Source organism: Colwellia polaris (assembly GCF_002104515.1).
In the GTDB taxonomy this organism is placed as follows: Bacteria; Pseudomonadota; Gammaproteobacteria; order Enterobacterales; family Alteromonadaceae; genus Cognaticolwellia; species Cognaticolwellia polaris.
The window spans coordinates 323,585-335,944 of sequence record NZ_NBOE01000001.1; the positions used below are offsets into that span (position 1 = coordinate 323,585).

Annotated in this window: 11 protein-coding genes; 5 read left to right on the forward strand and 6 right to left on the reverse strand. The window is 37.2% G+C overall.

The window, feature by feature from the left end; all coding sequences use genetic code 11:
• Positions 1-133: 133 nt before the first annotated feature.
• Together B6A32_RS01435 and pssA are read left to right on the forward strand one after the other, a co-directional pair.
• Positions 134-2,071: a methyl-accepting chemotaxis protein gene (locus B6A32_RS01435; RefSeq protein WP_085300977.1), complete on the forward strand. Its 1,938-nt coding sequence runs from the start codon at positions 134-136 to the stop codon at positions 2,069-2,071.
• A gap of 68 nt (positions 2,072-2,139) precedes the next feature.
• Positions 2,140-3,471: a CDP-diacylglycerol--serine O-phosphatidyltransferase gene (gene pssA / locus B6A32_RS01440; protein WP_085300978.1), complete on the forward strand. Its 1,332-nt coding sequence runs from the start codon at positions 2,140-2,142 to the stop codon at positions 3,469-3,471.
• 381 nt (positions 3,472-3,852) lie between these two features.
• Here the strand turns inward: pssA and B6A32_RS01445 are convergent, their stop codons facing one another.
• Positions 3,853-4,551 carry a 2OG-Fe(II) oxygenase gene (locus tag B6A32_RS01445; RefSeq protein ID WP_085300979.1) on the reverse strand — a complete coding sequence of 233 codons (699 nt, stop codon included), beginning with the start codon at positions 4,549-4,551 and terminating at the stop codon, positions 3,853-3,855.
• Between the two features lie 191 nt (positions 4,552-4,742).
• Between B6A32_RS01445 and B6A32_RS01450 the strand changes: the two genes are divergently transcribed.
• Together B6A32_RS01450 and ssb are read left to right on the forward strand one after the other, a co-directional pair.
• On the forward strand, positions 4,743-5,138 hold the full coding sequence (locus tag B6A32_RS01450) for an acyl-CoA thioesterase (protein ID WP_085300980.1): 396 nt from the start codon (positions 4,743-4,745) through the stop codon (positions 5,136-5,138).
• A gap of 289 nt (positions 5,139-5,427) precedes the next feature.
• Positions 5,428-6,105, forward strand: a complete 678-nt coding sequence (gene ssb, locus B6A32_RS01455; protein WP_085300981.1) for a single-stranded DNA-binding protein — start codon at positions 5,428-5,430, stop codon at positions 6,103-6,105.
• A 238-nt stretch (positions 6,106-6,343) separates the two neighbouring features.
• Here the strand turns inward: ssb and B6A32_RS01460 are convergent, their stop codons facing one another.
• From B6A32_RS01460 to B6A32_RS01480, 5 genes are all read right to left on the reverse strand, one after another.
• On the reverse strand, positions 6,344-6,748 hold the full coding sequence (locus B6A32_RS01460; RefSeq protein WP_085300982.1) for a hypothetical protein: 405 nt from the start codon (positions 6,746-6,748) through the stop codon (positions 6,344-6,346).
• Positions 6,749-6,766: 18 nt separating this feature from the next.
• Positions 6,767-7,666 carry a TIGR01777 family oxidoreductase gene (locus tag B6A32_RS01465; protein ID WP_085300983.1) on the reverse strand — a complete coding sequence of 300 codons (900 nt, stop codon included), beginning with the start codon at positions 7,664-7,666 and terminating at the stop codon, positions 6,767-6,769.
• Positions 7,667-7,836: 170 nt separating this feature from the next.
• A complete protein-coding gene (locus B6A32_RS01470; protein ID WP_085300984.1) occupies positions 7,837-8,028 on the reverse strand; it encodes a hypothetical protein in 192 nt (63 codons plus the stop codon).
• 171 nt (positions 8,029-8,199) lie between these two features.
• The gene (locus B6A32_RS01475) at positions 8,200-9,375 is read right to left on the reverse strand and encodes an anhydro-N-acetylmuramic acid kinase (RefSeq protein ID WP_085300985.1); all 1,176 of its coding nucleotides are present in this window, start codon (positions 9,373-9,375) and stop codon (positions 8,200-8,202) included.
• A gap of 1 nt (position 9,376) precedes the next feature.
• Entirely contained in the window at positions 9,377-10,783 is a 1,407-nt protein-coding gene (locus B6A32_RS01480; RefSeq protein WP_332888749.1) for an OapA family protein, read from the reverse strand.
• Positions 10,784-10,949: 166 nt separating this feature from the next.
• Between B6A32_RS01480 and tyrS the strand changes: the two genes are divergently transcribed.
• Positions 10,950-12,149, forward strand: coding sequence for a tyrosine--tRNA ligase (gene tyrS / locus B6A32_RS01485; protein WP_085300987.1), 1,200 nt, complete (start codon positions 10,950-10,952; stop codon positions 12,147-12,149).
• Positions 12,150-12,360: the final 211 nt, after the last annotated feature.

Here is a 12,360-nt window from a genome sequence, read left to right on the forward strand (position 1 = left end):
TGGCAATTTATCTGAAAATTCAATAACTGATCACAAAGGCAATAATTTAAATTGAAATAATCATTAACTTATCAAGGTCTAATGATATGCTTACAAAAAGCATTTTGTAGATAACTAATAGATAAGAGTGACTATGACGCTAATATTCAACCCCGCAATTGCTATTTCGAACTCACTCAGGTTTAAAGCTAAATTCTCTCTCTTAGCCTTAATGTTTTATCTGCCACTGATCGCTAGTTTCATTTGGATTGTTAAACAACAATTCCATAATCTCAGTCAATATCAATTAGAATTATCGGGCAATACTCAGATCAGTGCTATCGTTGAGCTCGAACAAGCGGTTGGAAATATTCGTTTAAGTCAAACTCGTAGCAATGATATTACTCAGAAAATTGAGCAACTAACGTTGCCCGAAAATAATAAGCAAACCTTGCTTGTGGGTTGGCAAAACTTACGCGTTAGCGAGCGAACATTTAATGACTTTTCGATGTTTTACGACAAAACATTCGCCGAGCGAGAAAACTTAGCAGCAGTAAGTGGTTTGTCGAGAGAGCCAGATCCACAAGCTTTTTATCTTGCTGAAGCGGCGTTGATAAGAATGCCAGCCTTAGTTGAATACACCAGCAGAATTAAAGATTTAACAAGCAGTATTATTAGTAATAACGGTTTTAGTGCTGAAACATATACTTTGCTAGTTGCTTTAGATAATCGCTTAGATGAACTACAGCTACAGTACGCAAAAACTATTGAACAACTTAAACGTGTTGCCCCTAACATGTTTAATAACTACTTATCGCAATATGAAAATGTAAAGCAATCGGTAGACAATTATCAGGCATTACTGCGTAGCGAAGTTATTAATCCTGATAGCATTCAATGGCGTGCCGCTCAAGCCAAAAGCTTAGGAGATGCGCAATACCAGCAACAGCAAGAATTAATGGTTTTGTCAGATAAACTTTTAGTTGATCGTATTCAACAGTTAAAAAGTAGTGGCATGCAAGCACTGTGGTTATTATCGATAATACTTGTGATTATTATGTTGGCGATAAGCTATTTATTAGTGGGTATTTACCAATCATTGAGTGAAAATGTTAATAAAATAAATTTAGCCGCAGAGCGATTAGGTAATGGTGACTTCTCATTTAATATTAGTAGCAGTGCGAAGGATGAGCTTGGCGATATTACTCGTCGTTTTAGCCAAATGCAGCACAAAATTCACACATTATTAACGAGAGTTGCTAATGATGTTTCGGTACTAAAATCTGCAGCAGCTAATATTAATAGCCTAACCGAAGCGATGGAAAAAAATATTGCCCTACAGCAGCAAGATACTCATCAAGTTGCTAGTTCTATTAATCAAGTTAATGATTCTGTGCAAATAATTTCATCAAATACGGCGGACGCTAAAATCCTGACAGAGCATGCATACACAAGTGTTAATCATGGTGAAGAAGTTATAAGTGATACTGCCAATGTAATCACCGCTATCTCTTCGCAAGTAAATGCTTCCGCTGAAGTTATCAATGAGCTCGCGTTGCATAGTAGTGAGATTGGTAAGTTTGTTAATGTGATCAGAGAGATAGCAGATCAAACTAACTTATTAGCATTAAATGCCGCAATAGAAGCGGCACGAGCAGGAGATCAAGGTAGAGGTTTTGCCGTTGTTGCTGACGAAGTGCGAACATTAGCGGTTAGAACACAAGATTCTACCAGTGAAATTCAACGCATTATCGAACAGTTACAGTTAGGTACTGGCCGTTCAGTTGAAGCGATGAAAAATGGTGTTGAACAGGCTGAGCAAGGCGTTGAAAAAACTGCACAAGTGGCTGATGCCTTTCAGCAGGTCAGTCAGAGTGTTACTGAAATAGTTTCAGCAACCACTCAAATATCAAATGCTGTTGAGCAACAACGAAATATGGTGATTGGTATCACAGGAAACACCCATGATATTGCTGAAAGTACTGATAATTTGTTACAGTCAGCTGAAGACGCCGCAAATGCCGGTGCTAATATTTCTCAACTTGCAGAAGATCTTGCGGTACAATTAGCGCAGTTTACTCTGAAAAAATAATTATCTAGGCAGAATGAATAATAATAACACACAGAAATTTTCCATTACGCACGCAGGCAACCGTTAATATGGTTGCCATTAATACTATGGTTGGGATAGCTGCTACAGATATCGAGATTGCCAATTCAGCTGCTGATTTTAAACAATTACTATTGGCAGAAATTTCCCAAGCCACCACTCGTATCTACATTTCTGCGCTTTATATACAAGACGATGAAGCCGGCAGAGAAGTGCTAGCCGCTTTATATCAGGCTAAACAAAAAACGCCATCATTAGATATTTGCTTATTCGTAGATTTTCATCGTGCGCAAAGAGGCTTAATTGGTGATAAAGAATCTGGCGGTAACCGTGACCTTTACTTAGCGCTTGAAAAGCAACACAAAGTATCTATTAATATTTATGGTGTACCCGTTAAGCGTAAAGAATTACTGGGCGTTTTACACTTAAAAGGCATGGTAATTGACAATGTATTGCTTTACACCGGTGCCAGTATTAATGATATTTATTTACAGCAAACAGACCGTTATCGCCTCGATCGCTATTATCGTTTAAACAGTCAGGCTTTAGCAGATAACTTTTGTGAATACTTGCAACGCTGCTTTATTGAACCCGCATTGGCTCCGCTATTAAATCAAGGTGAAGTCCCTAATGCAAAAAGAATAAAGCGTAAAATTTTCCGCTTAACTAAGTTATTAAAAGCGGAAAAATATAAAGCTTTTAATACTCAAAAATCTGACAATAATATCGGAGATATTCAAGCGTCTATGTTGGTAGGTTGTGGCCGAAGAGGCAACCAACTAAATCGCGCTATTAGAGATTTAGTGCGCAATAGCCAAGAGACGCTAGTTATTTTTACGCCTTACTTTAATTTACCCAAGCCTTTGCTCAGAGACTTAGATGCGGCACTAAAACGTGGTGTAAAAGTTACTTTAACGGTGGGTGATAAAAAAGCCAATGACTTTTATAACCCTGATGAAACCACTTTTTCAACCGTTGAAATAGTACCTTATATTTATGAACGTTTACTGGTGAGCTTTTTGTCTCGTCGTCAAAAATTTCTCGATAATGGGAATTTGTCACTGAGATTGTGGCAGCATGCTAGCAACAGCTTTCACTTGAAAGGAATTGTGGCAGATAATCGCTATCACTTATTAACGGGAAGTAATTTAAATCCTCGGGCTTGGTCGCTTGATTTAGAGAATGGTATTTTACTCGATGATGAAAAAGGGCGGTTAGCGGATAAGTTTAATGCCGAATTTCAACGTATTACCGAGCATACCAAAATTATTCATAATATCGCTGACATTGAAAGCTTGCATAATTATCCCGATAAACCGCGTAAATTATTAAAACGTTTACGAATGACGCAAATCGACAGGCTATTAAAACGATTCTTATAATGATTATATTTAACCTGAACTCTGGATAAGCAGCACTTGCTCAATGCACCCTTTTAAGCCATTTTCTGCGTTAAAACGTCGATAAATAGCGCGCTATTCATAAACGTTTTGACTTAAAAATGGCATAAAATGAAGCATTGATGATGTCTATTCGTGATGTTCACCTGGCTAGAGCATTTACTTTATCAACTAAGCTTTTGATTCACTTGAGTATCAAGCACTCATTATCCAGAGTTCAGGTTATTTACGTAATAAATCGCCTGTTAATAAGAAAGCATAATGTTCTCATTATGCTTTTTTTATTGCTTCTAGTGTATGGCACGAATGCCAACTTTAGTTTTATCGCAATGCTATCTTTAGCAAAATAGGATAATAACGATATTAATTCGTAGTATATATTTGTTGTGCGGGGTTATAGCTCATCCAAGAGGTTAATACGTACTTGTTTGATGAAATAGGTATATTTCCACGGTGTGTATGGGTAAAACCACACGGAGCAATAATCATGCTGCCGGCTTTGGGCTTAATAATTTTATTCTGATAATAAAACTCTGTTTCGCCGCCTTCTTCCACGTCATTTAAATAAATAATAAAAAGCAGCACACGATGCAATGCTTTGTTATCGCCTAATTGTGGGTATATTTCCGAGTGCCAATAGCCATAATTACCTTTACCTTGCTCATAACTTTGCGCGTTAACTGGCGCTAAATTAAATAAATACTTAATTAAATTAAATAAGTTTGGTTTGCCAACTTCTTCAAAATTATCAACAGTTAATAAAACCGGTTGTTTAGTTTTAGGGTGCTGAACTGTAAGTGCAATACCGCCAATTAAACTGAAAAAATATTGACTAATGTAGTCGGTAATTTGCTTACTGCAAGCTTGTAAAATGGTTTGTAGTGCAGGCTGAAATTCAGCATGTTGATTAAGATAAATGTCTTGGCTGAGCTTCTTCGTTGTATCGACACCGCCGCCCGTTCTTCCTGCCACTTTATGTTTACTGTTTTCAAAGTCTTGAATGAACTTTGCACAAAATTCTGGGCTAAGTGCATTTGGGTATACTTCAATAAAATCTGTCATGTTTATTTTCTTATTATTAATCGTAGTGCAGCTAATCTGTGTTCAGCATACAACAAAGCGCTAGTAATTTAATTACCTTGTTGCAAAATCTCTGTAGAATGTTTGAATAAAGTATATTGTAAGGTGCATTTAGCAGTTTAAATTACTGGCTATTAATGCATACCTGATCCCAAAAGATGTAGAGAGTTATCATGATAAAAGAAAGTATAAAACCAAGATTTTGTGAAACTGATGGTCTAGGCCATATCAACAACACGGTAGTTGCACAGTGGTTTGAAGGAGCAAGAGATCCAGTTTTTAAATGGTTTACACCAGATTTAAATTTAAGTAATTGGAAATTGATTTTGGCTAAAACTACAGTTGAGTTTCATGCAGAATTACAATATGGCGCTGAAGTAGAATTAAAAACCTATATCAGCCGGATCGGAAATAGCTCGTTTGATGTTTATCAAGAAGCTTGGCAAGACGATAAAAAGTGTGCTTCTGGCACTGCCGTTATGGTGCACTTTGATCATAAGAATAAAAAGTCTCAAAAAATTTCAGCGGCAACAATCGATACGATGAAAGCGAATTTTATTGAGCTATAAATTGCTAAAAGCTGCATTGTTGATATGTGAAACCACCTCTATATATTATGGCTATCTAGCAAGTTAATAACCTCGTGATTGAGCAGTAATATATAGATTCAGGTAAGTGGCAATTTAGACATAAGTGATAAAATATTTCAGAAAAAATCGTGTAAACCTAGCGTAATTATTTACCCGTAGTGGTAGAATCTGAATATTGTTATTAAAAATAAATATTCTGAGCGAGCCCACGCTTAGGTAGTGTTAAATAAGTAAAGTATCACTTTACTGTAAATATAGGATTTTGTTCATGGCTGGTGTCAATAAAGTAATAATTTTAGGTAACTTAGGGAAAGACCCTGAAGTACGTTTTATGCCTAATGGTGGTGGGGTTGCTAACCTTACTATTGCAACTTCTGAAAGTTGGAAAGACAAGCAAACGGGTGAACAAAAAGAAAAAACAGAATGGCACCGTGTAGTAATGTTCGGTAAATTAGCAGAAATCGCTGGCGAATATTTAAAGAAAGGCTCTAAAGTTTATATTGAAGGCGCTTTGCAAACACGTAAATGGCAGAACCAACAAGGCCAAGATCAATATACTACTGAGATTGTAGTTCAAGGCTTTAACGGCACAATGCAAATGCTAGACTCACGTGGCGGTAGCGGTGCTGGCGCAGGCGGCTTTAACCAACAAGCACCTCAACAGTCTGGCGGTTTCCAGCAGCAAGCTGCAGCACCTCAACAAGGTGGTGGATTTAATCAGCAAGCAGCACCACAACAAGCTTATAACAAACCGGCACAACAAAACGGTGGTTATCAACAACCTGCTCAGCAGCAACAAAATTCTCAACAATCTGGTGGTTATCAACAGCAATCTGGTGGATACCAGCAGCAGTCGTCTCAACAGTCAGGCGGTTTTCAACAAAATGCTCCTAAGGTAAACCCACAAGAGCCAACGATTGATTTTGATGATGATATTCCGTTCTAACACATAGTTAATTCGAACATTCAACTAGAAAAGGTGAGCTTGTGCTCACCTTTTTTCGTTATATAGTTTTATTTTTTAGTTAAACCATACCAAGTTGCGTAATTAATTAGCTGTTCACTTTTAGTTATAAAAACGGAGAACACTTCAATAATCCAACGAGTATAAATTGATTAACTGGATATAAATAAGCTAATAACTAAGAAAAGTAGAGGTATTCAATAGAGCGTAGGTTTATAGTTTAAAACGATTTAGTCAATTGGCTATTTAACCAAACCTTAGCCGTTTCAATTGAATCGAATGATTTGTTTTTTAGTCCAGCTTGACTATAAGCTTTTTGAAAAATACTTTCGGCAATCGCCGGTGACTCACTTAAACAAGAGTAGATTGCTAAAGCTTTTGTTTGTCCAGTGCTAACAAGTTTTACATGATAATCTAAAGCGTTTTTTGTGGCTAATGGCAGGCCTCTTAAAATGAGTAATACTGCGAAGTTTTGGCTATCAACATTGTTAATAATAATGTTTGTAAGATCAGCGTGCATTTTTTTAAAGAACTCTATATTCCATGGACCAGTCGCATCAATAGATATAATGTTTCCTTCTACAGTAAAACTGCATTGTCCGTGTGGGAGAAAGTCTGCTTTCAACGGGTTACCTATAACTTATTATTTATGGTTTATTAATAGCTGTTTCAACGCTATCTGTAAAGTAGGATATTGAAACTTAAAGCTGTTGTGTAAAAGCTTATTCGGTAATACATTTTGTCCATATAACACTAAATCGGCTGATTCTCCTAATAATAATCGCAATATAAAAGCCGGTACTTTAAATAAGCAAGGTCGGCTAAGTACAGCACTTAGGGTTTGAGAAAACTCTTTATTCGTTACTGGCATAGGTGCTGTGGCATTTATGGGCCCAGAGAGTTCAGTTTGATAAATTGTGGCTAATAAAATGGCAACCATGTCATCAATATGTATCCACGACATAAATTGTTTGCCGCTAGCAATAGGACCACCTAAGCCGAGCTTAAAGGGAGGTAACATTTTTTGTAGCGCACCACCATTATTGGCTAATACTATACCGGTACGAATAAGGCAAACACGTGTATCTTCTGATTGAGCTTGCTGCGCTATTGCTTCCCATTTTTGGCAGACATGATGACTAAATTCATTGTGTATGTTTTGATGACTTTCGTCGATGGGCAAAGAGCCTTGACGGCCATAAAACCCGATAGCACTACCAGAAATAAAACTATGGGGTGGTTTAATCGCTTGTTGAATTTTATCAACCAAATCTTGAGTTATTTGCCAACGACTTTGGCAGATAATTTGCTTTTGTTTACATGTCCATCTTTTATCAACAATAGCTTCACCGGCTAGATTTACAACGACATCTAGATCATTAAAGTTAATATCGTTAAGCGAAGTCACTAACTCAATATGACGCGGTAATAATTTTTTGCTTAACTCAATACTACGAGTTAATACAATAATGCGTTTAGCATTTAAGTGTTCGATCAGTGCTTGCCCTATTAGGCCACTACCACCGGTGATCAAAATGTTCATTGTGGCTCCTTAGTTACCTTAATTATACAGTCAATGTAAAATTAAGGATCACATACAATGTCGCAAGCTTGTATTAAACTATAGCAGATGAAAGTGGCCATAAATAAAATTAGAGCAATAAAAAAGCTCCCTAAGGAGCTTCTATTTACTACATAAGTAGATGATAAAGCTTAGTAATATGCATCTTCTTTGTTGTGTGCTTGAGGGTCTTCGATAATCTCTTCAAAGCCGACTTCAAAACTGTTGTTGTTATCGGTATTTGCCATGTAAATGGTGCGGGTTGAGCCATCAATCCAAGTAACGGTGCCGCTGCCTTTTTTACTACCGCATTTCATACCAATATGTATGTCGTTAAATTCCATCGTTTCCTCCTCGTTAATTGTCGAAAATTAAACCGAACTTCCGATTAAGCAAACACTGTTATTCGTTAGAATGATTAACATATTAATAGTTCAAATATTCCGCAAATAACGTGCTTTTTTTCGACGGGAACGTTTTATTATAGAGAGAAAAATATTCAAATCTAGTTATTTTTAAGGTTTGGTACTGATACCTAAAACGGCCTGCTTGCTAGCCCCTGTAACTGCTGGAATGTTACCGAAAATATTTTTATCAAATGCCAGTGCTAACCAGGCAAAAGCCATTGCCTCTAGTGAATCACTATTAATATTTTTTGTATGAGTATTCACTATTGAGTGCTTGGTAAGTCTCTGTTTTAAAAGTGAAACCAAGTAGTTGTTCTCAATGCCACCACCACAAATGTATACGTCAGATTTCGTACTTAGTTGATGAATTTGTTGGGCAATACTTTCAGCGGTTAATGCGGTTAGTGTTGCTTGAATATCTGCTGGTGACAACGTGCTATTATCAGTAAATTCTGCTAACCATTGGGCATTAAAATATTCACGGCCAGTGCTTTTAGGCGCTGGTTGAGTAAAGTAAGCGTCGCTTAACATTTCCTGCAATAAAGTCGCACAAATGGTACCTGAACTTGCCCATTGGCCTTGTGGATCGAAGCGTCCTGATTGATGCTGTGAAAACCAGTAATCCATTAATGCATTACCTGGTCCGGTATCAAAACCTGTGGTTTTATGGGGGGCATTAGCAGGAAGAAAGGTAATATTAGCGATGCCGCCAATGTTAACCACAAACACGTCTTTTTCAGGTGAACCAAAAATTGCTTGATGAAAAGCCGGCACTAAAGGCGCGCCTTGGCCACCTAACGCAATATCTTTTGTTCTAAAATCGCCAACAACACGTATACCGGTTAATAAGGCTAATGTTTGTAAACAGCCTATTTGCAAAGTAAAAGGTGATGTTATTTGTTGATTTTTAACAGGCCTATGGCGAATTGTTTGCCCATGACAACCTATTGCAGTTATATCTGTTGCAGACAAGTTTTCTTGTTTTAAAAAACTTAAAATAGCGTGTGAAAATTGCTGCGCTAACTCAACATTTAAACTGCCTGCGCAATCTATTTCATTGTCGCTGGCGTTATACAAGCGCATTATTTTCTGCTGAGTAGGATTATCGTATGCTTGATAATAGCTAGCGATTAAGTTGGCTCCGTTAGCGTGCTGAGCTTGGTTATGATCAAACTCAACTAATGCGAGATCAATGCCGTCAGCGCTAGTACCAGACATTAGGCCGATATAGCGAACTTTATTACTCACACCATTACTCGCATCAGTACTCGAATCAGTACTCATATTAATCAGCGTTACTTGAATTAGCAGGTAAACCTAGCAACATATCTCTCGAACTAGAAAGCTCGGCAAGGCGTTGAGCCGCTATAGCATCAAATTTTTTCTTATATTTACTGCTAATAGGTTTAGCATCGGGCAGTTTTACTGTTCTTGGATTACGATGCACGCCATTAAGTAAAAACTCGTAATGTAAATGCGGTGCTTCAGACATACCCGTTGAGCCAACATAGCCAATTACTTGTCCTTGCTTTACTCGCTCGCCTGCTTTTACTGCACGTTTTGAAAAGTGCAAATACTTAGTCACAATGCCATTACCATGCTGAATAAAAACGTAATTGCCATTGTATTTATTGTAAGTTGAATGAGTTACTTTACCATTGCCGGCTGCAACAACAGGTGTACCTCTTTTCGCTGAATAGTCGGTACCGTTATGTGATTTCCAACGTTTTTGAATAGGATGAAAACGCTTAGGCTTAAAGTTTGAACTAATATAACGAAAGCTTACCGGCGCACGTAAAAATGCTTTACGCATGCTGTTACCTTCTGATGAGTAATATTCGTCGTCGGTAAAGCGAATAGCAGTAAACGTTTCTCCTTGGTTAATAAACTCCGCCGCGACTATTTTGCCGGTGCCAATAAAGTCACCTTCAACATATTGATTTTCGTAGATAACATTAAAACTATCACCTTCGCGGATATCCATCGCAAAATCTATATCCCAACCAAACACATTAGCTAAGCTGATAATTTGGCCGTCATTTAACCCCGCAGATGAAGCAGCGTTCCAAAAGTTAGATTTAATAATACCTTGGGCAATAGCCTCACGAATTTCAACCGTTTTGCTTTCTTTGTAAGCGTGATATTGCTGATTTTGCAAATTAACAAACAAGGTTTCATTTTTAGACAAAGGATACTCAAGTGAAACCAACGTACCTTCATTGTCTTTACCCATGCGAATAATATCGCCAACGTTGAGTTTTTTCAGTAACTCGCTTTCTTCACCTTTAGCAGTAATAACGTTATAGGTTGTGGTAGCATTTAAGCCATTTCGTTTGAATATTTTTGCTAGTGAATCGCCACTTCTTACCGTAACGGCTTGCCAAGTTAATTGAGCAGCATCTTCTTCAATATTACTGGGTAAATCGGGAGCAGGACCTTGGTTTATTTTTAATTCTTCAATTGGCGGTACTGGCAGCTGAATGTTGTTAGTAACTTCGGCATCGTTACTTTGTTCAGGCATCGCAACTTGATGGCGTTCACCTATTTTAAATTCACCGCTATTGTTTGATGATACTTGCTTACTATTTTCTAACGGTACCATGAATAAAATCAGTACTATTGCAGCACAAGACATAATTATTATTTGGTGCTGTTTTGGTAAGGCAAAATATAAGTTTTTTATATTTTTCAAAAAGATAAGACCCATAAAAGACATTATAATACGAAAACTATCGTCTACTATAACAAAATAATATCATCGTAAACAATGATAGGGTTTTCACCACAGTTAAAATTACAGTAGAATTCGACAATAAATTATTCTTATTTAAAAAAATACCTTTGTTGGAGCCTAGTAAATGTCAGATGTAAGCCAAGCGTTTGCGGAATTAAAACGCGGTGCGGAAGAAATTCTGCTAGAAGATGAATTGTTAGAAAAGCTTAAGAAAGGTAAGCCGCTTAAAATTAAAGCGGGCTTTGATCCTACAGCACCTGATTTACATTTTGGCCATACAGTTTTAATTAATAAAATGCGTCAGTTTCAGCAACAAGGCCACGAAATTATTTTTCTAATTGGTGACTTTACCGGCATGATTGGTGATCCAACAGGGAAAAATGTTACACGTAAGCCGCTAACAAAAGAAGATGTATTAGCAAACGCTGAAACCTACAAAGAACAAGTATTTAAAATATTAGATCCTGCAAAAACCACCGTGGCTTTTAATTCTACTTGGATGGAAAAACTGGGTGCTGCAGGCATGTTAAAACTTGCTTCACGCCAAACTGTTGCACGTATGATGGAACGTGATGATTTTAAAAAGCGCTACAACGGTGGCCAAGCCATTGCCATTCATGAGTTTATGTATCCGTTAGTACAAGGTTGGGATTCTGTCGCACTAGAAGCTGATGTTGAATTAGGTGGTACTGATCAAAAGTTTAATTTATTAATGGGTCGTGAGCTGCAAAAATCTGAAGGCCAGCGTCCACAAACCGTGCTAATGATGCCGTTATTAGAAGGCTTAGACGGCGTACAGAAAATGTCTAAATCACTGAATAACTATATTGGGATCACCGATGCACCAAACGATATGTTTGGTAAGATTATGTCGATTTCTGATGATTTAATGTGGCGTTACTATGAGTTATTAAGCTTTAAACCGATTGACGTTATTAATGGTTATAAAGAAGGTATAGCCGCCGGTGCGAACCCTCGAGATGTGAAAATTGATTTGGCGAAAGAGTTAATTGAACGTTTTCATGACCAAGCAGCAGCTGAAGCGGCACATCAAGAATTTATTAATCGTTTTCAAAAAGGCGCCGTACCTGACGATATAGCAGAAGTTGAAGTAACTACTGAAAATGGTGAAATTGCCATTGCTAATTTACTAAAAGAGGCTGGTTTAGTCGCCAGTACCTCAGAAGCTATGCGTATGATAAAGCAAGGTGCAGCGAAAATTGAAGGTGAAAAAGTTGTTGATAACAAGCTTGTAATAAATGCCGGTACATCAGCAATCTACCAAGTAGGTAAACGTAAGTTTGCTCAGGTTAGCGTTAAGTAAAATTACTCAATATAGCGCTTGATAAAAAAACCAGTAAATTTACTGGTTTTTTTAATCTTCTAAATAACAAAACAGCTAAAATAAATATTTTATTCATATATTAACTCCAAGCACTTATATGGTGCTCAATACTGACTTTAGAAGATAGCATTGGCGCTAAAGAGTTGTAATTTAGTAATAGCTAGGTAATCTAACGTTATTATTTTTTAGT

What these genes read in the sequence shown, in the direction of transcription:
- tyrS (WP_085300987.1), top strand. Translation starts at nt 10,950, where the DNA reads ATGTCAGATGTAAGCCAAGCGTTTGCGGAATTAAAACGCGGTGCGGAA.
- pssA (WP_085300978.1), top strand. Translation starts at nt 2,140, where the DNA reads ATGGTTGCCATTAATACTATGGTTGGGATAGCTGCTACAGATATCGAG.
- B6A32_RS01470 (WP_085300984.1), bottom strand. Translation starts at nt 8,028, where the DNA reads ATGGAATTTAACGACATACATATTGGTATGAAATGCGGTAGTAAAAAA.
- B6A32_RS01445 (WP_085300979.1), bottom strand. Translation starts at nt 4,551, where the DNA reads ATGACAGATTTTATTGAAGTATACCCAAATGCACTTAGCCCAGAATTT.
- B6A32_RS01475 (WP_085300985.1), bottom strand. Translation starts at nt 9,375, where the DNA reads ATGAGTACTGATTCGAGTACTGATGCGAGTAATGGTGTGAGTAATAAA.
- ssb (WP_085300981.1), top strand. Translation starts at nt 5,428, where the DNA reads ATGGCTGGTGTCAATAAAGTAATAATTTTAGGTAACTTAGGGAAAGAC.
- B6A32_RS01435 (WP_085300977.1), top strand. Translation starts at nt 134, where the DNA reads ATGACGCTAATATTCAACCCCGCAATTGCTATTTCGAACTCACTCAGG.
- B6A32_RS01450 (WP_085300980.1), top strand. Translation starts at nt 4,743, where the DNA reads ATGATAAAAGAAAGTATAAAACCAAGATTTTGTGAAACTGATGGTCTA.
- B6A32_RS01465 (WP_085300983.1), bottom strand. Translation starts at nt 7,666, where the DNA reads ATGAACATTTTGATCACCGGTGGTAGTGGCCTAATAGGGCAAGCACTG.